This window comes from Burkholderia sp. 567, assembly GCF_040545115.1.
GTDB classification, from domain to species: Bacteria; Pseudomonadota; Gammaproteobacteria; order Burkholderiales; family Burkholderiaceae; genus Burkholderia; species Burkholderia ambifaria.
In genome coordinates this window covers 245,331-267,030 of sequence record NZ_JBEPLG010000001.1, presented here as the reverse complement: position 1 = coordinate 267,030, position 21,700 = coordinate 245,331, and the positions used below count along the sequence as shown (strand labels likewise).

At 66.5% G+C, this 21,700-nt stretch carries 27 protein-coding genes, 1 tRNA gene and 1 riboswitch; of the genes, 13 read left to right on the top strand and 15 right to left on the bottom strand.

What is annotated here, in order from left to right; all coding sequences use genetic code 11:
- Window positions 1-18: 18 nt before the first annotated feature.
- Both ABIC50_RS01255 and ABIC50_RS01250 read right to left on the bottom strand, forming a co-directional pair.
- Window positions 19-429, bottom strand: coding sequence for a GFA family protein (locus ABIC50_RS01255; RefSeq protein ID WP_126227225.1), 411 nt, complete (start codon window positions 427-429; stop codon window positions 19-21).
- A gap of 128 nt (window positions 430-557) precedes the next feature.
- Entirely contained in the window at window positions 558-1,349 is a 792-nt protein-coding gene (locus ABIC50_RS01250) for an IclR family transcriptional regulator (protein WP_175695675.1), read from the bottom strand.
- A gap of 212 nt (window positions 1,350-1,561) precedes the next feature.
- On the opposite strand from ABIC50_RS01250, the gene ABIC50_RS01245 reads away from it, so the two are divergent.
- Complete coding sequence (locus ABIC50_RS01245; protein WP_175664172.1) at window positions 1,562-2,749, top strand: acyl-CoA dehydrogenase; 1,188 nt, start codon at window positions 1,562-1,564, stop codon at window positions 2,747-2,749.
- 118 nt (window positions 2,750-2,867) lie between these two features.
- On the opposite strand, the gene ABIC50_RS01240 is transcribed toward ABIC50_RS01245, so the two are convergent.
- Window positions 2,868-3,506 carry a peroxiredoxin gene (locus tag ABIC50_RS01240; RefSeq protein ID WP_012363183.1) on the bottom strand — a complete coding sequence of 213 codons (639 nt, stop codon included), beginning with the start codon at window positions 3,504-3,506 and terminating at the stop codon, window positions 2,868-2,870.
- 315 nt (window positions 3,507-3,821) lie between these two features.
- On the opposite strand from ABIC50_RS01240, the gene ABIC50_RS01235 reads away from it, so the two are divergent.
- The 3 genes from ABIC50_RS01235 (at window position 3,822) to ABIC50_RS01225 (ending at window position 5,124) form a co-directional block, all read left to right on the top strand.
- A complete protein-coding gene (locus ABIC50_RS01235) occupies window positions 3,822-4,124 on the top strand; it encodes an ElaB/YgaM/YqjD family protein (protein WP_006754606.1) in 303 nt (100 codons plus the stop codon).
- Between the two features lie 123 nt (window positions 4,125-4,247).
- Window positions 4,248-4,637 carry a phage holin family protein gene (locus ABIC50_RS01230; protein ID WP_105832615.1) on the top strand — a complete coding sequence of 130 codons (390 nt, stop codon included), beginning with the start codon at window positions 4,248-4,250 and terminating at the stop codon, window positions 4,635-4,637.
- A gap of 43 nt (window positions 4,638-4,680) precedes the next feature.
- Complete coding sequence (locus ABIC50_RS01225) at window positions 4,681-5,124, top strand: DUF3318 domain-containing protein (RefSeq protein WP_175679128.1); 444 nt, start codon at window positions 4,681-4,683, stop codon at window positions 5,122-5,124.
- 109 nt (window positions 5,125-5,233) lie between these two features.
- On the opposite strand, the gene ABIC50_RS01220 is transcribed toward ABIC50_RS01225, so the two are convergent.
- The 7 genes from ABIC50_RS01220 to glyA form a co-directional block, all read right to left on the bottom strand.
- On the bottom strand, window positions 5,234-5,686 hold the full coding sequence (locus ABIC50_RS01220; RefSeq protein WP_354161163.1) for a type IV pilin protein: 453 nt from the start codon (window positions 5,684-5,686) through the stop codon (window positions 5,234-5,236).
- On the bottom strand, window positions 5,683-6,231 hold the full coding sequence (locus tag ABIC50_RS01215) for a hypothetical protein (RefSeq protein ID WP_354161162.1): 549 nt from the start codon (window positions 6,229-6,231) through the stop codon (window positions 5,683-5,685). Before ABIC50_RS01215 ends, ABIC50_RS01220 begins: the two co-directional genes overlap by 4 nt.
- A 106-nt stretch (window positions 6,232-6,337) precedes the next feature.
- Window positions 6,338-7,177 carry a PilW family protein gene (locus tag ABIC50_RS01210; RefSeq protein WP_354161159.1) on the bottom strand — a complete coding sequence of 280 codons (840 nt, stop codon included), beginning with the start codon at window positions 7,175-7,177 and terminating at the stop codon, window positions 6,338-6,340.
- The gene (locus ABIC50_RS01205) at window positions 7,161-7,577 is read right to left on the bottom strand and encodes a hypothetical protein (protein ID WP_354161156.1); all 417 of its coding nucleotides are present in this window, start codon (window positions 7,575-7,577) and stop codon (window positions 7,161-7,163) included. Before ABIC50_RS01205 ends, ABIC50_RS01210 begins: the two co-directional genes overlap by 17 nt.
- A complete protein-coding gene (locus ABIC50_RS01200) occupies window positions 7,574-8,134 on the bottom strand; it encodes a GspH/FimT family pseudopilin (protein WP_354162155.1) in 561 nt (186 codons plus the stop codon). Before ABIC50_RS01200 ends, ABIC50_RS01205 begins: the two co-directional genes overlap by 4 nt.
- Window positions 8,135-8,287: 153 nt before the next feature.
- Window positions 8,288-8,767: a transcriptional regulator NrdR gene (gene nrdR / locus ABIC50_RS01195; RefSeq protein ID WP_006754597.1), complete on the bottom strand. Its 480-nt coding sequence runs from the start codon at window positions 8,765-8,767 to the stop codon at window positions 8,288-8,290.
- Between the two features lie 6 nt (window positions 8,768-8,773).
- On the bottom strand, window positions 8,774-10,021 hold the full coding sequence (gene glyA / locus ABIC50_RS01190) for a serine hydroxymethyltransferase (RefSeq protein ID WP_269016571.1): 1,248 nt from the start codon (window positions 10,019-10,021) through the stop codon (window positions 8,774-8,776).
- 137 nt (window positions 10,022-10,158) lie between these two features.
- Window positions 10,159-10,259, bottom strand: a riboswitch (ZMP/ZTP riboswitch).
- 180 nt (window positions 10,260-10,439) lie between these two features.
- Between glyA and ABIC50_RS01185 the strand changes: the two genes are divergently transcribed.
- From ABIC50_RS01185 to ABIC50_RS01145, 9 genes are all read left to right on the top strand, one after another.
- Complete coding sequence (locus ABIC50_RS01185; protein WP_175668721.1) at window positions 10,440-11,186, top strand: SDR family NAD(P)-dependent oxidoreductase; 747 nt, start codon at window positions 10,440-10,442, stop codon at window positions 11,184-11,186.
- A gap of 109 nt (window positions 11,187-11,295) precedes the next feature.
- Entirely contained in the window at window positions 11,296-11,781 is a 486-nt protein-coding gene (gene ybgC / locus ABIC50_RS01180) for a tol-pal system-associated acyl-CoA thioesterase (protein ID WP_105785405.1), read from the top strand.
- 144 nt (window positions 11,782-11,925) lie between these two features.
- Window positions 11,926-12,603: a protein TolQ gene (gene tolQ / locus ABIC50_RS01175; protein ID WP_006753266.1), complete on the top strand. Its 678-nt coding sequence runs from the start codon at window positions 11,926-11,928 to the stop codon at window positions 12,601-12,603.
- A gap of 10 nt (window positions 12,604-12,613) precedes the next feature.
- Window positions 12,614-13,063, top strand: coding sequence for a protein TolR (tolR, locus tag ABIC50_RS01170; protein ID WP_175726755.1), 450 nt, complete (start codon window positions 12,614-12,616; stop codon window positions 13,061-13,063).
- Complete coding sequence (tolA, locus tag ABIC50_RS01165; RefSeq protein WP_126227218.1) at window positions 13,060-14,127, top strand: cell envelope integrity protein TolA; 1,068 nt, start codon at window positions 13,060-13,062, stop codon at window positions 14,125-14,127. Before tolR ends, tolA begins: the two co-directional genes overlap by 4 nt.
- A gap of 108 nt (window positions 14,128-14,235) precedes the next feature.
- The gene (gene tolB, locus ABIC50_RS01160) at window positions 14,236-15,531 is read left to right on the top strand and encodes a Tol-Pal system beta propeller repeat protein TolB (RefSeq protein ID WP_006753269.1); all 1,296 of its coding nucleotides are present in this window, start codon (window positions 14,236-14,238) and stop codon (window positions 15,529-15,531) included.
- A 17-nt stretch (window positions 15,532-15,548) separates the two neighbouring features.
- Window positions 15,549-16,058: a peptidoglycan-associated lipoprotein Pal gene (gene pal / locus ABIC50_RS01155; RefSeq protein ID WP_006753270.1), complete on the top strand. Its 510-nt coding sequence runs from the start codon at window positions 15,549-15,551 to the stop codon at window positions 16,056-16,058.
- Between the two features lie 19 nt (window positions 16,059-16,077).
- Window positions 16,078-16,827: a tol-pal system protein YbgF gene (gene ybgF / locus ABIC50_RS01150; RefSeq protein WP_011656065.1), complete on the top strand. Its 750-nt coding sequence runs from the start codon at window positions 16,078-16,080 to the stop codon at window positions 16,825-16,827.
- Window positions 16,828-16,936: 109 nt separating this feature from the next.
- Window positions 16,937-17,013, top strand: a tRNA-Lys gene (locus tag ABIC50_RS01145).
- A gap of 160 nt (window positions 17,014-17,173) precedes the next feature.
- Here ABIC50_RS01145 and ABIC50_RS01140 read toward each other — a convergent pair.
- From ABIC50_RS01140 to ABIC50_RS01120, 5 genes are read right to left on the bottom strand one after another with little or no spacing between them, the layout of a single operon-like run.
- Window positions 17,174-18,121: a fatty acid desaturase family protein gene (locus ABIC50_RS01140; protein WP_354161153.1), complete on the bottom strand. Its 948-nt coding sequence runs from the start codon at window positions 18,119-18,121 to the stop codon at window positions 17,174-17,176.
- On the bottom strand, window positions 18,118-18,756 hold the full coding sequence (locus ABIC50_RS01135) for a phosphatase PAP2 family protein (protein ID WP_354161150.1): 639 nt from the start codon (window positions 18,754-18,756) through the stop codon (window positions 18,118-18,120). The genes ABIC50_RS01140 and ABIC50_RS01135 overlap by 4 nt, the downstream gene beginning before the upstream one ends.
- Window positions 18,732-19,889 carry a glycosyltransferase family protein gene (locus ABIC50_RS01130; protein ID WP_354161147.1) on the bottom strand — a complete coding sequence of 386 codons (1,158 nt, stop codon included), beginning with the start codon at window positions 19,887-19,889 and terminating at the stop codon, window positions 18,732-18,734. Before ABIC50_RS01130 ends, ABIC50_RS01135 begins: the two co-directional genes overlap by 25 nt.
- Window positions 19,886-20,635 (bottom strand): hypothetical protein, encoded by a 750-nt coding sequence (locus ABIC50_RS01125; RefSeq protein WP_354161145.1) that lies wholly within the window; start codon window positions 20,633-20,635, stop codon window positions 19,886-19,888. The genes ABIC50_RS01130 and ABIC50_RS01125 overlap by 4 nt, the downstream gene beginning before the upstream one ends.
- Window positions 20,632-21,648: a hypothetical protein gene (locus tag ABIC50_RS01120; RefSeq protein ID WP_354161142.1), complete on the bottom strand. Its 1,017-nt coding sequence runs from the start codon at window positions 21,646-21,648 to the stop codon at window positions 20,632-20,634. Before ABIC50_RS01120 ends, ABIC50_RS01125 begins: the two co-directional genes overlap by 4 nt.
- Between the last annotated feature and the right edge of the window lie 52 nt (window positions 21,649-21,700).

Sequence of the window (21,700 nt, the reverse complement as noted above, 5' to 3'; positions counted from 1 at the left end):
ATCGACGCCGATGGCCGCCTACGCCCTTCCACCGTCGTCGTATTTCGGCAGATCGTCGCCGATTTCGACGCCCGGGAAACGATCCCCGTACCACACGTGCCACGCGGGCCGCAGCCGCGACGGCTCGTCGAGCGTCGCACTGTTGATTTCCACGGTCGTCGGTGCATCGGCCAGCCGGTACTCGAGCTGCGCGCCGCAGCGGCCGCAAAAGCGCCGCTCGCCCCACGCGCTCGACGCATAGACCGTCGGCTCGCCCTGCAGGTATTCGAATGCGTCGATCGGCACCGATGCCGACGCGACGACCGCCGCGCCCGTCGTGCGCTGGCAGAGCCGGCAATGGCAGAAACCGGCGTCGGCCGGCATCCCGGCGATCCGGTAGCGGATCGCCCCGCACGCGCAACCGCCTTCCATCGTTTCCGGGTGTGGCATCGCGAACCTCGTCGTCGTCGGGAACCAGGCGAACGATGATGAGCGCGGTTCGCACGCGGTGCAACCGGCGGCTGCGCGCTTCCCCGTTCCGCAGAACCCGGGTGACGCGCGGGCTCGCGGCACCCCACTCAGACCGTCTGCCCGAGCCGCTGCGCGAGCGCCTTCAGCTTCGGCCCGACCTGCGTGCGGAACACGTCTTCGTCCATCGACGATGCGGGCCCGCTGCAGCTCAGGATCAGCCAGCGCCCCTCGCGCGGCTCGCGAAACGGCACGGCCGCCGCGTTCACATCCATGTGCCACGCGCGAAACGAATAGCAGCATCCGCCCTCGGAGAACTCGGCCACCGCATGCTGCGCGGCCGCGACGAGCGCATCCGCGTCGGCCGCGCCGCCGGCCGCCCGGTGCAACTCCGCATAAAGCGCGCGGCGCACGTCCTCCGGCTGCACGGCGAGGTACGCGCGGCCCATCGAACTCGTCAGCATCGACAGCCGCGAGCCGGGCGCAAGCCCGAGCGTCAGCGCGGTTTCGCTGCGGATCGTCTCCAGGTAGATCATGTCGAGCCCGTCGCGGCAGCCGAGCGACACGGCCGCGCCGATTTCGCGCGCGAGCGCCTGCATGTGCGGCCGCGCGAGATCGATCGTCCCCGAGCCGGACAGCAGCGCGTAGCCGAGCGACAGCACGCCGGCGTCGAGCGCATACTTTCCGAGCGTTTCGTCATAGCGCAGGTAGCCGAGCACGGTCAACGTGTATGCGAGCCGGTTCACCGTCGCCTTCGGCAGCCCGGTGCGCTCCGCGAAATCGCGATTGCCGAGCATCGTCTCGCCGGGCCGGAACGCGCGCAGCAGGTCGAGCCCGCGCGCGAGCGCAACGACGAACTTGCGCTCGTCGATCGTGGTTTCGTCGATGGTTGAAAGTGTCATCTGATGCTACACTGGGTTCGTTTTGCAAAACATTGTTCCGCACAGCGGAACTCCAGTCAAGCGAACTTTAGACATCGGGCAAGGCGTCGAAGCGCCAACCCGGGACGACCGCAAAGCATGGAATCAGGCAAAGCGCTGAATCCGCCGACTCTGACCAACCGCGAAGCACGAGGCAGAGCAAGCGGCGAAGCGCCCCGACAGGAGATGACACGATGAGCGCTGCAACTTTTCATTGGGACGATCCGCTGCTGCTCGACCAGCAACTGACCGAAGAGGAGCGGATGGTGCGCGACGCCGCGCACGCGTACGCGCAGGACAAGCTCGCGCCGCGCGTCACCGAGGCGTTCCGGCATGAGCGCACCGACATCGAGATCTTCCGCGAAATGGGTGAAGTCGGCCTGCTCGGCCCGACGATTCCGGAGGAATACGGCGGCCCGGGCCTCAATTACGTCAGCTACGGCCTGATCGCGCGCGAAGTCGAGCGCGTCGACTCCGGCTACCGCTCGATGATGTCCGTGCAGTCGTCGCTCGTGATGGTGCCGATCTTCGAATTCGGCTCGGACGCGCAGAAGCAGAAATACCTGCCGAAGCTCGCGACCGGCGAATGGATCGGCTGCTTCGGGCTGACCGAGCCGAACCACGGCTCCGACCCGGGCGGCATGGTCACGCGCGCGAAGAAGGTACCTGGCGGCTATTCACTGTCCGGCGCGAAGATGTGGATCACCAACTCCCCGATCGCCGACGTGTTCGTCGTGTGGGCGAAGCTGGAAGAAAACGGCAAGGACGCGATCCGCGGCTTCATCCTCGAGAAGGGCTGGAAGGGCCTGTCGGCGCCGGCGATCCACGGCAAGGTCGGGCTGCGCGCGTCGATCACCGGCGAGATCGTGCTCGACGAAGTGTTCGTGCCCGAAGAGAACCTCCTGCCGAACGTGAGCGGCCTGCGCGGGCCGTTCACGTGCCTGAACTCGGCGCGCTACGGGATCGCCTGGGGCGCGCTCGGCGCGGCCGAATCCTGCTGGCACACCGCGCGCCAGTACGTGCTCGACCGTCAGCAGTTTGGCCGGCCGCTCGCCGCGAACCAGCTGATCCAGAAGAAGCTCGCCGACATGCAGACTGAAATCACGCTCGGCCTGCAGGGCGTGCTGCGTCTCGGCCGGATGAAGGACGAAGGCACGGCGGCCGTCGAGATCACGTCGATCATGAAGCGCAACTCGTGCGGCAAGTCGCTCGACATCGCGCGGCTCGCGCGCGACATGCTCGGCGGCAACGGCATCTCGGACGAATTCGGCGTCGCGCGCCACCTCGTGAACCTCGAAGTGGTCAACACGTACGAAGGCACGCACGACATCCACGCGCTGATCCTCGGCCGCGCGCAGACGGGCATCCAGGCATTCTTCTGATCAAACGCGCGTAACGCGCGGCGCCCGCGCGCCGCATGCGCTGAAATGACACGGCCCGCCCGGCATCGCTGCCGGGCGGGCCGTTTTCATCGGTGCGCGCGTCACGCGCGGCCGATGCTTACTTGTTCGGCTGCGGCGTGAGGCGCAGGTACGGACGCACTGCGTTGAAGCCCTTCGGGAAGCGTTTCTTCAGTTCTTCCGGATCCTGCAGCGACGGCACGATCACGACGTCGTCGCCGTCCTTCCAGTTGCCGGGCGTCGCGACTTTGTAATTATCGGTCAGTTGCAGCGAGTCGATCACGCGCAGCACTTCGTCGAAGTTGCGCCCGGTGCTGGCCGGATAGGTGATGATGAGCCGCACCTTCTTGTTCGGGTCGATCACGAACAGCGAGCGTACCGTCAGCGTTTCGTTCGCGTTCGGATGGATCATGTCGTACAGTTGCGAGACCTTGCGGTCCGAGTCGGCAATGATCGGGAAACCGACGACCGTCGACTGCGTTTCGTTGATGTCGTTGATCCAGCCTTTGTGCGATTCGACGTCGTCGACCGACAGCGCGATCACCTTCACGTTGCGTTTCTCGAATTCGCCCTTCAGCTTCGAGGTCAACCCGAGCTCAGTCGTGCACACCGGCGTGTAGTCGGCCGGGTGCGAGAACAGGACGCCCCAGCTGTTGCCGAGCCACTCATGAAACTTGATCGGGCCCAGGCTCGTTTCCTGCTCGAAATCCGGTGCGATGTCACCAAGACGCAGACTCATGATGTTGCCTCCTCGAACGATGCTGGTTGAAACCGCGCGCTGGATGGCGCGGGACAGTCCATCAGCTTACGGGAAGCAATGGGCCGTGCGAACGATTATTCCGTTTGATATTCATACTTTTTTGTCATTTTTACCCTGCGTCGAAGCAGGCCTGACGGCGGCGATAGAACTTTTTGCACGGTTTGCGGCTCTGTTGAAGATTACGAGTCGTTTAACATGCGGTATCGCACCACCGCCGTGTGTTCCCGGCTCGCCAGCAGGCAGGGGTTTCGTTACGATGTGAACCTGCAGCATGACAGCATGAAGGGAGTTGCAATGTCGGAAATCAACAAGGAGAAACTGATGTCGGATATCAAAACCGTTCTCGCGGACGCCGAGGATCTGCTCAAGCAAGCTGCGAGCAGCACGGGCGACCGTGCGGCCGAACTGCGCGAGAAAGCCATGTCGCGTCTGAAGCAGGCCAAGGAAAAGGCAACCGACGTTCAGGTCGTGGTGGTCGAGAAGGGCAAGAAGGCGGCCCGCGCGACCGACGATTACGTGCATGAGCATCCGTGGACGTCGATCGGCGTCGCCGCCGGCGTGGGCGTGCTGATCGGTCTGCTGATCAACCGCAAGTAACGCGCTCAGCGCCGTTCCGACCCATGTGCCGCACGGTGCGGCGCATGGGTGCCGAAGCTGCCGGTGGTTCGCCACCGGCCGGCTTTGACCTAGCCGCTTACTGCGCGCGCAAGCGCCTTATCCATGACGACAGACACTCACCCGCAGCCGTCCGGCCAGGGACCGCTGCGCCGCCTCGTCGGCTCAGCGATCGGCCTGCTGCAAACGCGCCTCGAACTGGTCGGCATCGAGCTCGCCGAGGAGAAGGAACGCCTGATGGGCGTGCTGTTCCTCGGGCTCGCGGCCATGATGCTCGCGACGATGGCGCTGATCAGCCTGACCGTGCTCGTCGCGATCGCGTTCTGGGACACCTATCGCTGGCAGTCGCTCGCGGGCATTACCGCGCTGTACACGATCGCCGCCCTCGCGTGTGGGCTGAAGGCGCGCTCGGGCCTGCGCGAAGCGCCGACCGTGTTCGAGTCCACGCTCGCCGAGCTCGAGAAAGACCGCGAAATTTTCCGCGGCAAGTCGTGAACGCAGTCGTGTTCGCCCCTCTCACCTACTTCGCCGACGCGCCATGAGCCAGAACGTCACGGGCCATTCCCCCCGCCCCCATTCGTCGCGATCGCACTGGAGCGCGTCGCAGCATCGCGCGCTGCGCAAGGAACTGCTGATCCTGCGCTCCGAGGTCGAGCGGCTCGAGCTTGCCGAAGCCGCCGCCGACGTGCGCCACGCCGTCACGCGCTTCAGCTGGCTCAAGATGTTCATTCCCGGCCTGTCGGGCGGCACGTTCGGCCAGTCCGCCAAGAACCTGAACGCGAGCCTCGGTCACCTCGTGAACCAGTATCCGATGTTGAGTTCGCTCGCATCGCTCGTGCTGGCGAAACCCATCCGCTCGCTTCTGCGCGCGAGCGCGGGCCCTGCGCTGAAGTGGGGCACCGTCGGCTTCGCCGCGTGGGAGGTTTATCGGATCTGGAAGCAGTCGCGCGAGGAGCGCGCAACGACCGTCAACGACGACTGATCCGTAACGACAAACGCGCACGGCTCTGGGCCGTTGCGCGTTTTCCGCGCGCCTTCCAGCGGTTGCCGCGGCGGCAGCAGCAGCCAGACGGCGACGGCGGCGGCGGTGATCAACGCACGCCCCAGCATGTGCGCGCCTGCGCATCGGCCTCGCCATCAATCGATCCCGCATTGCCTTTCGTCCCGTCCGAACGCAGCGTGAATGCGCCGCACGCGTCGTCGCGCATCGGGCCCGCATCGAGCGGGCTCGCGACGAGTTCATAGACGATCGCGGCATCGTCGCCGACCGATCGCCGCAGCGCGACGCGATAGATCGCCGCCCCGTCCGGCGGCGCCTGCGCATAGGCGTCCGGCAAGCTCTGCGGCGGTGGGCCATCGAGCATTTCGAGATATTGGGCTGCACGATACAGCGCGGCCACCGCGGATGCGCGATGCATGCGCGCGACATGCTCGCGATACGACGGAATACCCCACCCGGCGAGTACGGCGACGATCGCGAGCACGATCATCAGTTCGAGCAACGTGAACGCCGCCGCTCGACGCTTCAGCGCAGGCCCTTTCATCGATGCACCGCCGCGACGCGACGCCAGCGCTGCGCAACGATGCGTCCGTCGCGCAGCGCGACCTGGCTCTGCAGCCAGACCACGCTCGACGCATGGCCGCCGACGCCGCGCGCGGTGACGAGGTACGCACGACTATGTTGCGGACCGACGCCTCGCCAGGCTTCGATCAGGCAACGCGGCGGTTGCGCCGCCATCGGCCAGGACGCGAACGGGGCGAACGCTTCGGCGGCACCCAGCGCAGGCGTGCGTCGCCACGCATCCGGCTCGACGGATGATGCGGGTTCGTCCAGGTACGGCGCCCCGCCGCGCAGCAATCGCGCTGTGCAGGCCGCCAGTGCTGCATCGGCCGCGTGGAATGCGATCAGCCGGTCGGACAACGCCCGTGTGCGGCGCGATTCCGTCAGTGCGGATTCGAACCACGTGCCAGTCAGCGCGGCGACCGCCGCACCGACCGCGATCACGGCAGGCAGCGCAAGGCCCGCGTCGCGACGCCAGCTTCGAGTCGCGGACGGAACGCGGGCGCGCGTCGCGCCGCCGCTCAACATGAAGCCTCCGCCGCGCGCTGCATGTCGCAGGGCACCAGGGCGCCCCGTCGTGCATGTCCTGCAGCGATTCGCATCGCAAGGTCACCGATGAACCCGTTTGCGTGAATCATCGCAACGCCTCGTGGGCCGTTGCCGCGTCACGAACAGGATCGGCGAATGCGATCGCGGAATTCCGCAACGCGACGATTCGATGCAGCACGAGATTCGCGCGACCCTCCGGCGCAACGGCCGTGCGGCCGTCGCAATCGACATGACGCGCGGCCTCGGGCATCGGTTCGCCACGCGCCCGCACGCACACATGCACGGCGACGACATCGCGCCAGTCGTCGGCGCCCATCGCCTGTGCATCGACGAACTGTGGACCGTCGCGACGCAGGTAACGCACGCGCAGTTGGTCGATCCCGGACACGACGGGTTGCGGCGTGCCCGGACGCCCGCTTCCCTCGCAGTACAGTTCGGGCTCGCCCGTCGACGGGCTGACATGCGCGTCGAAACGGTTTTCCACGAGCGGCCGCTCACCCGGGGCGCCGACACCCTGCCCGAGACAATCCGACACCTGTGCGCTGCTGGTCGGCCACGTCGATACGGGATCGCCGACATACCGGACCAGCACCGCATCGGACGCCGCGCGCACGGCTTCGCAGCGCACCTGCGCGCCATCGCCTCGCACGCGGCCCGCTGAACAGCCGAACACCGGCGGCAACGACGACGCGCCTTCGACATCGAGCGGCCGAAACCCGGCCATCTGGATCTGCTGGCCGATCAGCATCAGTGCGGTCGCGGCCGCATCGCGCATCCGGAATCCGTCTTCCGCCCGCCGCTGCGCGACGCGCTGCGCGTGATACAGCGCACCGGCCGTGGCAAGCACGAGCAGACCGACGATCATCGCGATCAGCACTTCGAGCAGCGTATGCGCGCGGCTGCGGCGATCAGCGTTCAACGGCATCGACGTCGACCTCCCGAAACGGAATCCGTACGCACGACGGCGGCGTCACCGTCGCCCCCGCGCCTTCGCATCGCGTCGATACCGCCGCGCCCGCACCGCGCCAGCCGACAATCATGTAGCGGACACCGCCCGGCCCATGGTCGAGCGTCATCGCACCGCCCGGCAACGATGCAGCCGCGAGCGCCGCGATGCCGTCGTCGGCGCCTGCCGCTGCGTACCGGCGCTCGATACGTGCATCGGCGAGCCACAGCGCGCGTTCACGCCAGATCGTCGCCCGCTGTGCGCGCGTCATCGCAAGCTGGCTGCCGGCCACGGCCAGCATCACGACCGCAAGCAGCGCGACGGCCAGCACCGCTTCGAGCAGCGACGTGCCGCGCATCGATCGGCGCACGCGCTTCATGCCGCCTCGCAACGCCCGGCGGCGACGCGCGCCCGGCCGCCCGCCGCGATCCGGATACAACGCGACACGCGTGCGTCGTCGCCGGACAGCATGCGCTGCGGACGCAATTCGAAGCGCCGGATCCCGCCGATCACCTGCCCTGCCGGCGGCGCGAACGCCAGATCGTGCGCCACGCCCGCGACGGCAATGTCGGCATCGCGCGGATAACGCCGCAGCACGCGCGACTGTCCGTCGAACTGCCCGCTTACGATCCAGCCGCACGACCATTCCGCGGGGTCGCAGCGCTCGCCGGAACGCATGCAGTCGCCGTCGCGCCCGGCTCGGCACAGCGTGACGCGCACGCCGAGACGCGTCGCCTCGGTACGTGCGAACGACAGCGCACCGACGAGCGCGCGCGAGCGCGCATCCACCCGTTCGCGCATGTGCCATTGATTGAATGCGGGTGCTGCGAAAAGTCCGATCGACGCGGCCAGCGCGATCGCGACCATCAGCTCGACGAGCGTGAAGCCGCCGCAGCTGCGCATGCCTTTTTCGACGACCTGCCGGTGCAGTTCCATCGCCATCGCCCTCCGTCAACGTGATGCGACGACTGTAGCGACGCGAGCGAACGCGCGCCATTGGCCGAACGGCCGACTGGCGACATGCGATCGCGACCGACACAATCGGCGCGAATCGAACCCACGGAGAAGACGATGAACGGACGCAGCGCGTCAGCGCTTACGCGAAGGCTTGGAGGGGGACGCGCGACGGAACTCTTCGATCACGTCGGCAAATTCGGAGACGTCCTCGAACCGGCGGTAAACCGATGCGAAACGGACATAGGCAATCGTATCGAGACCGCGCAACTCATTCATCACGAGTTCGCCGAGCTTCTCGCTACGCACTTCCCGCTCGCCGGTAGCGAGCAGTTGATATTCGATGCGGGCGACCGCCGCGTCGATCGCGTCAGCCGCAACCGGCCGCTTGCGCAGCGCGAGTTGCATGCTGGCGACGATCTTGCGACGGTCGAATTCCGTGCGGCTGCCGTCCTTCTTCACGACGGCCGGCAGGTTCAGCTCGACCCGCTCGTACGTCGTGAAGCGCTTGTCGCAAGCCGAGCAGCGACGGCGCCGACGAATCGCGGCGCCATCTTCGGACACGCGCGAGTCGACGACCTGCGTGTCTTCATGCCGGCAGAACGGGCAGCGCATGCGGGATCAGCGATAGACCGGGAAACGCTTGGTCAGCTCGGCCACTTGCGTGCGCACGCGCTCGATCGTCGCTGCATCTTCCGGGTTCTCGAGCACGTCGGCGATCAGGTTGCCGACTTGCTCCGCTTCCGCCGGGCCGAAGCCGCGCGTCGTCATCGCCGGCGAACCCAGGCGGATGCCGCTCGTCACGAACGGCTTTTCCGGATCGTTCGGGATCGCGTTCTTGTTCACCGTGATGTGCGCAGCACCCAGCGCCGCTTCCGCTGCCTTGCCCGTGATGTTCTTCGCGCGCAGGTCCACCAGCATCACGTGGCTTTCGGTGCGGCCCGACACGATCCGCAGCCCGCGCTTGACCAGCGTTTCAGCCAGCACGCGCGCGTTCTCGACCACCTTTTCCTGGTACGCCTTGAATTCCGGCGACAGCGCTTCCTTGAACGCCACGGCCTTCGCCGCGATCACGTGCATCAGCGGGCCACCCTGGATGCCCGGGAAGATCGCCGAGTTGATCGGCTTCTCGTATTCCGACTTCATCAGGATCACGCCGCCGCGCGGGCCGCGCAGGCTCTTGTGCGTCGTCGTCGTCACGAAGTCGGCGTGCGGCACCGGGTTCGGGTACACGCCCGCTGCGATCAGGCCGGCGTAGTGCGCCATGTCGACCATCAGGTACGCACCGACCGACTTCGCGATCTTCGCCAGACGCTCGAAGTCGATCTTCAGCGCGAACGCCGATGCGCCCGCGACGATCAGCTTCGGCTTGTGTTCCTGTGCGAGCTGCTCGGCCGCGTCGTAATCGATGTCTTCCTGCTCGTTCAGCCCGTAGCTCACCACGTTGAACCACTTGCCCGACATGTTCACCGGCGAGCCGTGCGTCAGGTGACCGCCGTGCGCGAGGCTCATGCCCATGATCGTGTCGCCCGGCTTGAGCATCGCGAAGAACACGCCCTGGTTCGCCTGCGAACCCGAGTTCGGCTGCACGTTCGCGGCTTCCGCGCCGAACAGCTGCTTCACACGGTCGATCGCCAGCTGCTCGACCACGTCGACGTATTCACAGCCGCCGTAGTAGCGCTTGCCCGGATAACCTTCCGCGTATTTGTTCGTGAGCTGCGAGCCCTGCGCGGCCATCACGGCCGGGCTCGTGTAGTTTTCCGACGCGATCAGCTCGATGTGATCTTCCTGGCGGCGGTTTTCCTGCTCGATCGCAGCAAAGAGTTCGGGATCGACGTTCGCGATGGTGCTTTGGGCTCTGTCAAACATACGGTTTCCGTTAAGTGTGTACAGGTTGACCGGTGCGGCCGAGTACATTGCGTTGCTGGCGGGACCAGCTCGACGTGGCGGAAGAATCCGTATGACGCGAGGCAGGACAGCCACCGGCGATGCACGCAACGGCGCACAACGGCTGCCCAGGCGAACGGCAAAAACGGCGCCCCGCGCTTCACGGTGGGATGCTCCACCTTGAACCCGAAGGGTTCTATCGCCAGTCACGCAGGGGTGATGAGCGCGTTAGTGTATTGGATGCGTCATGAATAGGCAACCGCACGCCAGCAGCCCCGAAATAATAAGGGCCGGACTCCGCGCACCCGTGCCGCCATGCGTTGGCGCCTTGCCGCGGTGCGGCAATCTCAGTACGCTTGCGCGATACTATCCGCTACTTTGTTACCGACCAGGAGCAGCAATGATCGTGTTCGTCACAGGCGCGTCCGCCGGCTTCGGCGCCGCCATCGCCCGAGCCTTCGTCAAGGGCGGCCACCGCGTCGTCGCAACCGCGCGCCGCAAGGATCGCCTCGATGCGCTCGCGGCCGAACTCGGCGACGCGCTACTGCCGTTCGAGCTCGACGTGCGCGACCGCGCAGCCGTCGAAGCCGTGCCGGCCGCACTTCCCGCCGAATTCGCCGCGCTCGACGTGCTCGTCAACAACGCCGGTCTCGCGCTCGGCGTCGAGCCGGCGCACAAGGCGAGCCTCGACGAGTGGCAGACCATGATCGACACGAACTGCTCGGGCCTCGTGACCGTCACGCACGCGTTGCTGCCCGGAATGATCGCGCGAGGGCGCGGCCACATCTTCAATCTCGGCTCGGTGGCCGGCACCTATCCGTATCCGGGCGGGAACGTATACGGCGCAACCAAGGCTTTCGTCAGACAATTCAGCCTGAACCTGCGCGCCGACCTGATCGGCACGCCGTTGCGCGTGACGGACATCGAGCCGGGCCTGTGCGGCGGCACGGAGTTTTCGAACGTCCGCTTCCGTGGTGACGACGCAAAGGCGGCCAATGTCTACCAGAACGTTCAGCCGCTCACGGCCGAGGACATCGCCGACACGATCTACTGGATCGCGACGCGCCCCGCGCACGTCAACATCAACACGATCGAGATGATGCCGGTCGCCCAGGCGCCGGCCGGCCTCACGATCCATCGCGGCTGACCTGTCCGAGCGCCGCCGCGGGCATGGCTCGAGCCGGCCCGCGGCGTGCTGCGACGTACTACATTCCGTTACGAATCGGTTACGAATCCGGCCTTGCCCTTCCGGTAGAATGCGCGCCATGACTCAGCCTACCCGCTCCCCGGACGCGCCCTCCGGCTTCACCTGGCCGGTACGCGTGTACTACGAGGATACCGACGCAGGCGGCATCGTCTTCTATGCCAACTACCTGAAATTCTTCGAACGCGCCCGCACCGAATGGCTGCGCGCGTGCGGCATCGACCAGCGTCGGCTCGCCGACGACACGGGCGCGATCTTCATCGTCCGCAGCACGTCGCTCGACTACCGCGCGCCGGCGCGACTCGACGACGCGCTGACGGTCACGAGCCGGCCCGGCCGCATCGGCCGCGCATCGGTGGAATTCACGCAGGAAGCCTGGCGTGGCGACACGCTGCTCGTCACCGGACACATTCGCCTCGGCTGCGTTGACCGCACCGGCATCCGGCCCGCGGCAATCCCGCCGGTCGTGCTCGACGCGCTGCAACGCGGGCCCGTCATCGATGCCGGGCAAACTGTACTGTCAACGAAGCTCGCATGAGCCCCGTTTAGACAAAGCCTATGAACTTGCCTTCCTGAATCGATACTAAGCAAGGTTCGGCGCCAGGGCTGGCCGGCGCGCCGCGCCGCACGCATGCCGTGCGCCCTCGCCGGGCACCCCCGATGGGACGTTACTCAAAACTCTATGAACACTTCTCAAGACCTGTCGATCATTTCCCTCGTGCTCAACGCGAGCGTGCTGGCCCAGGCCGTGATGGGGCTGCTGTTGCTGCTGTCGCTGATGTCGTGGACCTTCATTTTCCGCAAGTGGTTCGCGATTCGCCGCGCACGCGCGCAGACCGAACGCTTCGAACGGGATTTCTGGTCGGGCGGCGACCTGCAGGCGCTGTATCAGAGCGCGGCCAACAACCGCCATACGATCGGCGCGCTCGAGCGGATCTTCGAATCGGGGATGCGTGAATTCCTGAAGGCGAAGGAAAAGCGCCTCACCGATCCGGGCCTCGTGCTCGACGGTGCGCGCCGCGCGATGCGCGCGTCGTTCCAGCGCGAAATGGACGTGCTCGAAGCGAACCTCGCGTTTCTCGCGTCGGTCGGCTCGGTCAGCCCGTACATCGGTCTGTTCGGCACCGTGTGGGGGATCATGAACTCGTTCCGCGGCCTCGCGAACGTGCAGCAGGCCACGCTCGCGAACGTCGCGCCGGGCATCGCCGAGGCGCTCGTCGCCACCGCGATCGGCCTGTTCGCCGCGATTCCGGCGGTGGTCGCGTACAACCGCTACGCGCACGACATCGACCGCCTCGCGATCCGCTTCGAGACCTTCATCGAAGAGTTCTCGAACATCCTGCAGCGTCAGGCCCAGTAAGGAGCACGCCATGGCAGGAAGTCCCATTCGATCCAGCATGCGCGGCGGCCGCTCGCGCCGCGCGATGGCCGACATCAACGTCGTGCCGTACATCGACGTGATGCTGGTGTTGCTCGTGATCTTCATGGTCACGGCACCCCTCGTGGCCCCGTCGATCATCAATCTGCCGACCGTCGGCAATGCGGCGCCGCAGGAACAGACGCCGCCCGTCGTCGTCAATATCAAGGCCGACCGCACGATGAGCGTCAAGTACAAGGGCGACTCCGGCGCGACGCAGGAAGACACGATGTCCAAGGCCGAGCTCGACAGCTTCATGTCGGCCCGGCAGGCCGATCATCCCGACCAGCCGGTCGTGATCGCGGCCGACAAGACCGTGCAGTACGATGCGGTCATGACCGTGATGTCGGATTTGAAGGCGCGCGGCGTCAAGCGCGTCGGCCTCCTCGTCAAATCGCAATGAACCGGCAGCAATCTCCGCGCAGCAACGCGTACCCGTATCGGCCGCCTCGCGAGCGAGGCACCTGGCGCGCGTTCGCGCTTGCCGCGCTGATACACGTGCTGCTCGCGCTGTTCCTCTATCACGGCGTGCAGTGGCAGAACAGCACGCCGGCCGGCGCCGAAGCCGAGCTGTGGACCGAGGTGCCGGACGTGCCCGCGCCGCGGCCCGTCGTCACGCCCACGCCGCCCGCGAAGCTCGCACCGCCCCCTCCCCCGGTCCGGGACGAGCAGGCGGACATCGCGCTGCAGCAGAAGAAACGACAGCAGGAAGCGGCCGCGCGCGAAGCGCTGCTCGAACAGCAGCGCCGCGCGCAGCAGTTGAAGGCCCAGCAGGAGGAAGCCCGGCGCGAGCAGCTCGCGGCCCAGCAGGCCGCCGCGCTCGCCGCGCAGAAGGCCGCCGAACGCGACAAGCAGAAGCAGGCGGACAAGCTCAAGCAACAACAGCTCGTGGAGCAGCAGAAGCTCGAACAGCAGAAGGCCCAGCAGCAGAAACAGCAGCAACAGAAGCAGGCGCAGCTGGAAGCCCAGGAGGCGGCGAAGGCCAAGGCCGACGCGGCCGCGAAGGCGAAGGCGGAAGCCCAGGCGAAGGCGAAGGCCGAAGCGGCTGCGCACGCGAAGGCCGATGCGGCGGCGAAGGCGAAGCTCGACCGCGAACGGAATGCGCGACTCGCGCAGATGCAGGGCCTGGCGGGTGCCGGCGAAGGCGGCGGCCAGGGGCTTGCGAAAAGTGGCACCGGCACGGGTTCCGGCGGCAATGCCGCGTCGCCCGGCTATGCCGACAAGGTGCGCCGCCGCGTGAAGCCGAACATCGTCTGGGGCGGCGAGCGTGCGGGGCTCACGACGATCGTCAAGATCCGCTGTACGCCTTCGGGCGACCTGCTGAGCGTGTCGGTCTCGCGGCCGAGCGGCAATTCGGGGTGGGATCAGGCGGTCGTCAATGCGATCCAGGCGTCGGTTCCGTTACCGCCCGATACTGACGGTCATACGCCGTCCAGCATTACGATTACCTTCAAGGCGGCAGAGTGAGCGCAAATGCGCTTACACTCCGTGCGTCGCTGCCGGACGGGAACGAATCGGGTATTTTTACTGTCTCTGCGGTTGCGCAGCGATCCAAGTCACATGGGAAGCAGAAGCATGAGATTGATGACGAAACTAGGTTTCAGGGCACTCGTGGCCTCGTGTCTGATTGCGGCCGGCGGCGCCGCTAACGCGCAGGTCAACGTGTTGATCACCGGCGTCGGTTCGACCCAGTTCCCCATCGCCACCGCGAACTTCGCGAACGAGGCAGGCCTGCCGCAGCAGGTTACGTCGATCGTCCGCGCGGATCTCGCGCGCAGCGGCAAATTCACCAACATCGATGCGGGCAGCACGCCCGTGCCCGAGACCGCTTCGGTGGATCTCGGCGCATGGAAGGCCAAGGGCGCGAACGCGTTCGTCGCCGGCAGCGTGAACCGCGAGGCGAACGGCCAGTACAAGGTGAACTTCATCCTGTACGACACCGTGAAGCAGCAAAGCCTCGGCGGCCTGTCGCTGACGGCCACCGACACGACGCTGCGCACGGCCGGCCACAAGATCGCCGACTACATCTACCAGAAACTGCTCGGCGTGCGCGGCGTGTTCGCCACGCGCCTGTCGTACGTGATCAAGACGGGCAACCGCTACCAGCTGCAGATCTCGGATTCGGACGGCCAGAACGCGCGCATCGCGCTGTCGAGCACCGAGCCGATCATCTCGCCGGCGTGGTCGCCGAGCGGCACGAAGGTCGCGTACGTGTCGTTCGAGCGCAAGAAGCCGATCGTCTACATCCACGACCTGCCGACCGGCCGCCGCTACATGGTCTCCGACCAGAAGGGCAACAACAGCGCGCCGGCGTGGTCGCCGGACAGCAACACGCTCGCCGTCGCGCTGTCGCTGACGGGCAATACGCAAATCTATACGGTCAATGCGAACGGCGGCGGCCTGCGCCGTCTCACGCAGAGCAGCTCGATCGACACCGAGCCGTACTACTCGCCGGACGGCCGCTGGATCTACTTCACGAGCGATCGCGGCGGTGCGCCGCAGATCTACCGGATGCCCGCGCAGGGCGAAAGCGCCGGCGCGGCGCAACGCGTGACCTTCACCGGCAGCTACAATACGAGCCCGCGCATCAGCCCGGACGGCAAGCTGCTCGCTTACATCTCCCGCACGGGTGGGGGCTTCAAGCTGTACGTTCAGGATCTGCAAACCGGCGCGGCGAACGCGATCACGAATACCAATCGCGACGAATCGCCGAGCTTCGCGGCAAACGGCCAGTACCTTCTCTACGCGACCCAGTCGGGTGGTCGCAACGTGCTGGCAGCTGTGCCCTCCGACGGCAGCGCGCCGCCTCAGATCCTGTCCGTCCAGGGCGGCTCCGTTCGCGAGCCGTCGTGGGGGCCCTTCATGCAATGACCACAAGGAGAGTAACCATGATGTCGAATAAAGCTCGTCTGGCCCTGGCCGTGATGATGATCAGCGCGCTCGCAGCGTGTAAGTCGGGCGTGAAGCTCGACGACAAGGCCAACGCTGGTGCGGTGAGCACACAGCCGAGCGCCGACAACGTCGCGCAAGTGAACGTCGATCCGCTGAACGATCCGAACAGCCCGCTCGCGAAGCGCAGCATCTACTTCGACTTCGACAGCTATTCGGTGAAGGACGAGTACCAGCCGCTGATGCAGCAGCACGCTCAGTACCTGAAGAGCCACCCGCAGCGTCACGTGCTGATCCAGGGCAACACCGACGAACGCGGCACGAGCGAGTACAACCTCGCGCTGGGCCAGAAGCGTGCGGAAGCTGTCCGTCGCGCGATGGCACTGCTCGGCGTGAACGACTCGCAGATGGAAGCCGTGAGCCTCGGCAAGGAAAAGCCGCAAGCATCGGGCCACGACGAAGCATCGTGGGCGCAGAACCGTCGCGCCGACCTCGTCTACCAGCAGTAAGTAACGGAAGAGTTGCCGTATGACGCACTGTGTAACCTGGCTGCGCGTTGCCGCAGCATTCTGCGTCGTCGGCGCGGCGTGGTCGGCCGCGCCGGCGCACGCCGGCGTGTTCGACGACAACGAGGCGCGCCGCGCCGTGCTCGATCTGCGCAGCAAAACCGACAACCTGGCGAGCCAGTTGTCGGCCGCCCAGCGTACGATCCTCGACCAATCCGGCCGTCTCGACCAGCTGAACCAGCAGGTCGCGACGCTGCGCGGCGAGAATGAGGACCTGACGAACCGGCTGACGACGCTCGAACGGCAGCAGAAGGAGTACTACCAGGATCTCGACACGCGACTCAAGAAGTTCGAGCCGCAACAGGCGACGATCGATGGTGTCGAAGGCACCGTGCAGCCGGGTGAAACGGATGCGCTCAATGCGGCGCAGCAGCAGTTCCGCAACGGCAACTTCAAGGCTGCCGCGGCATCGTTCCGCAGCTTCATCGCGAAGTATCCGCAGAGCCCGTACCAGCCGACCGCGCAGTACTGGCTCGGCAATGCGCAATACGCGCTGCGCGACTATCGCGGCTCGACCGCGACGTGGCAAACGGTCGTGAGCAAGTATCCGCAGCATCCGCGCGCGGCCGACGCGCTCGTCGCAATCGGTACGAACCAGCTCGAGCAAGGCCAGAAGGCGGCCGCTAAGAAGACGTTCGAGCAGGTCGTGTCGCAGTACGCCGGATCGAACGCTGCGCAGACCGCGCAGGGCAAGATCGAGAGCATCAAATAAATTAGCGTGCCAGGTTGTTGACTGACCTGAAATTCGCCGCTATAATTTTTTGCTCTTTAGGTCGTTGGGCGAGTTGTTAGCGCAACGGGCTGACAAGTTTCAAGAACGTGGGGTGGTAACTCAGTTGGTTAGAGTATCTGACTTTTAATCAGAGAGTCGAGGGTTCGAGTCCCTCCCACCCTACCAACTATCTTCGATAGTGCAAATTAAAGCCTCCCAAGTGGAGGCTTTTTTGCGTCTGTCGCATCCGTATCGCCGCGGCATCCCGGTGATGTCTGCAACACACTCAGCCGCCCCCTCCCGACTCCGCTACCGGACAGGGCACGCACCGTGCCCCGCCCGTGCATCAGCGCACGCTCACGTTGCGCAGTACGTCACCATATCCCGTGTACAGATTGCCGTCGGGCAGCAACTGCCGCTGCGCAAGCTGCCGATGCACGACTGGCAGGTGATGGAACGGCATCCGAGCGAACAGGTGATGTTCGATATGAAAATGAATCGCGTGCGGGCCGAACAGGAACGTCTGCCACGAACGCCGGACGATCGTGCGCGCGTTGCGGCTCTGGTCGGCACAGGCCGGCAGCCCCGCATGCTCGAAGATCGCGCGCACGTGCCCGGCGAGCGGCAGCAGCGTGACGGACGGCACGATCCACAACGTGACGTACAGCAGCGGATGCCCAGCCCATGCGAGCGCCCCGAACAGCACACCGTTGGCGGCCAGCATCGACGCGACTTCCCACGCGGCGTACGCACGCGACTTCCCGACCTTCGGCATTGCATGCGCAAACTCGCCGCGGGCGAGCTTCACGACGCTCGTCACGTAGCCGATCCCGCATGCATACGCGAGCAGGCGGCCGATCAGCCGCCCGCGCGTCACCGGATAGTCGTGCACGCCGAACAGCAGCGCTACGGGATCGTCCGGCTCCATCGGTGCGCGATGGTGTTTCAGATGGCCGGCACGATACGTCCGCAGCGACAACCACAGCGGGCCGGCCGCGAACAGTTGGCCCAGCGCGTCGTTGACGCGCCGGTTCCGCGCCAGCAAACCGTGCGCACCTTCGTGCATCATGACCGCGAGCGCAAGCTGGCTGCGCGCGATCACGATCGCTGCCAACGCGTACACGAGCGGATGCGCAAACGCGATCGCAACCGCGAACGCGGCGGCAATCATCAGCCAGTCACCTGCCAGCGCTGCGCCGACGCGCGATGCGCTCACGCGAAACAACGCCGGATCGGGCACGAACCGCGCAAGCCCGGCATTCGGCCCGGCTTGGTGAACACGGGTATCCGTCACGCGAACCTCCCGCGCAGCGATCGCCGCTCGACCCACAGCGCACTGACCATCGCGAGTGCCACGCCGCCCAGCACATCGGCCACCGTATGCTGCTTGAGCGTCAGCGTCGACGTGCAGATCAGCAGGCCGACCGCCACGGTCACGAGCCGTCGCCGGTCCACCAGCATCCGGCAGGCAAGGCACGTCACCGCGACATGCAGGCTCGGAAAACCATTGGCCGCGAGATCGAGCCGCCACATGCGCGCGAGACGGTGACGCACGAACGTGTTGCCGATCTCCGCGACGTCGGGCCGCGGCACGGCCTCCGGAAACAGCAGGAAACACACGACACCGAGCACGAACGCGATCAGCACGGCCTCCTTGAACGCGGCGAACGCGGGCGGCCGCGCATACGCAGCAAGCGCAATCACGAACGGGAAGAAGCCGACATAGACGAACCACGACCACGCGATGAACGGAATCCGCGCATCGATCGACGTGGCAAACACGTAGCGCGGCGTGACGCTACGCTCCAGCAGAAAGAAGATCGCGAGGCCGGCTGCCATGCCGAACGTCGCGGCCAGCATCTGCCGGATGTCGGGCCGGCGATCGTCACGAAGCGACAGCGCATTCATCGTGGTGCCGGCGCCTCGCATCGCGTCTCCCTATCGGCCACCTTCGCATGCGGACACAACGCGAGAAGGCGTGACGTCCATGCGTCGACGCGCGCACGTGCTTGCTCACGGCCGGCGATCGTCCCTGCCCGCGTACCGGGATGGCGCATCAGTTCGGCTGCAGCCTGCCCGACTTCCCGCCGGAACGCGGCCGCGTCGCCGCGCCACGTGACGACGCGATGCACGAGTTGCAGTTGCGCGGCGCGCGCGGCGTTGCTCGCCTGCTCGGGCTGATCGGACTGCACGAGCAGGATCGGGCGGTGATACACATGCGCGATCGACAGCGCGGCCATGCCGGGTGCCGACACGATCAGCGGAGCATGGGCGGCGCGCGTCACCCAGTCGGCGTCGACACCGGTCCAGCCGTCGTGCCCGGCATAGCCCTCGCCCACGCGATGGGTGGCGAGCCCCGCGTCGCGCATGCCGGCGGACAACGCATCGGCGAGCGCGATATCGCGAAAGTGCGGGTTCAGATAAATGGCGGCTGCGGCCGGCTCCGAAGCAGGCCGCTCGGCGACGATCGGCACCGGCGTCGGCAGCCGGCAATGCGTGCGCGATCGCCGGACGTCATCGGCGGCATCGTATGCAAAATCGTGTTCGATGCAGCATCGCGCCGAATCGATCTGCCAGTCGACGATCCGTGCAAATGCACGCGCCAGTGCGCGCGGCAGACGTGCGTCGAAATTCGCGGTCAACGCGCGGCGCAGGCTGCCGCCGTATACGTGGACGATGCGGCGTCGCCAGCCCGGCATCGCGCCCATGAACAACAGCGCCGGATGAAACGAGTCGTTGATCACGAGATCGGCATCGCGGACGATCGCACGCAGCCGCGCGATGTCACGCGGCATGCGCGTCGGCCTGAACACGTAGTGCGCGACATTGCGATCGGTCGCGTCGCGCAGCATGTTCTGCCGTTCGTCGAACTGCACCGCGTAGTGACGGGACAGCACGGCCGCGTCGATGTCGAACGCAGCCAGGAACGCCTGCCCCGCATCGGACGTCGTCAGCACGGCGACCTGCGCGCCGGCCGCACGCAGCGCATGCACGAGCAGTTGCGCGCGCATCAGGTGGCCGCGTGCGTCGGCCGTCGCGAGATAGACGATCCGCGGCATCATGCGCGCGGACGAAGCGACTGGAACCAGCCGGCCGCGACCATCGCCAGCGCGCCCGTCACGCCGAAACCGGCTTCGATCGCGCGGATCTCGTTCAGCAACGCGGCGAGATGCGCTGCCTCGGACGGCGCAACCAGACGGCGCAGCGTGTCCGAGCAGAGCCGGACATGCCGCGTCTCGTCGGCGAGCACGCGCGAGAGCAGCGGGTACAACGGATGTACATCGCCGATCGTCGCGCAGTGACGCGCGAGCACACGCATCGCCATCTGTTCCGCACACAGGCCCGTCGCATAGGCCGGCACGAGCACGCCTTGCGAGAAATGCGGTGCATGGCGCTGCGCGAGCCGGCGCCATCGCATGATCTTGCGCCGGCTCAACCAGTCGGGCTCATGCGGTGCAGTCGACGGCGCGACACCGCGCTCGCGCAGCGCATCGGCGAACGCCGCGGCGTGGCGACGCTCGTCCGCGAGGTGCTGCTCGATCCGCGGCGCAAGCCAGTCCGGTGGCCGTCCGGTCCAGTCCTCGTGCAACGCGCACTCAGTCGCTTCCTCGCCGATCAGGTACATGCGCAGCACCCAGCGCTCGCCATGCACGCTGCGATGCAACTGCCGAATCGCGGCCCGCTTGAGGCGATCGACGAGGTACGCGCGCACCCGGGCCGCCCCGCGCGGCACGGGCGCATCGAGACAGTCGAAGCGTGCATCGTGCGCTGCCTGCGGCGACGCCGGCAGTTCGCCTGCCGCGCTCATGCCGGCTCGCCTCGTACAGACGCAGATTTCGTCGCTGCCGCCGCAGCACCGGCAGGATCGCGACGCCATCCGAGGATCAGGCCGATGAAGCTTTCCTGCATGAACGCGTGCGCGGATGCGGTCGCCCCCGCAAATGCTTCCTCGCGGCCGTTGACGCGCAGATAGCCGCTTCCGTCACGCGCGCCGAATTCGATCCGGTCGTTCTTCCTGAAGCCGCGCGTGCGCATGTCCTTCACCAGCGCGCTGCCGTCCAGGCCGAACAGGAACAGCTCGCGCCGGGCGACCCACACCGGAATGTGATTGCTCAACGCATCGAAACGAATCGTCCACGTGCCGGCTGCGAGTGCGCGATCGACGTCGGCATCGTGCGGCGCATTCGACGTAAAGCTCGCACGCGCGACCGACTTCGTCAGGCCGCCGACGCCAAGCCCAATCGTGATGTCATCTGCGGACGGCTGCTTCGGATCGGTCGCGCTCACCTTCACGAGATGCCGCGCGAGCCGCGATGCTAGCGACGGATGCGCGAACAGTGCCAGCGTTTCGTCCGGCGTGAGCACGTCGCGCTCGCCGTCGCCCTCCTTCACCCGCACGCGATACGGATCGATCCGGACATCGGTGAACGTGCCGTGCACGGGCGCATGGACGTACACGTCGCGGTCCCATTTCGCGCCGTCGCGACGCAGCAGCACATGCACGCTCAGCGGCACGCGCCGGCCGTCGCCGTCGACGCCCGTGCCCTGCAGCAGCACGTCGCCGAGTACGTCCTTCGTGCGGCGGGTCTCGTCGCTTGCGAAGACGATCGCGTGCGCATCGGTATCGATGCTCGCGTGAACGTCCGGCGCATCGAGCGCGACGCGATTGCAGTCCGCGGCGGCCGCGTTCGCGAACGGGCAGCCGCTTTGCGATGCGAAGTGGTAGATCCCGCGCCCCGCATGGTCGACCGGCGCGGCATGGACGCCGGCGCTGGCGGCAAACAGGGCGAGGCAGGCAACACGGGTGGCGAGAGAGGACATGGTCGTTGTCGGGATGGGTGCAGGATGTCGGCGTGCCATGGCCGCGCGATGC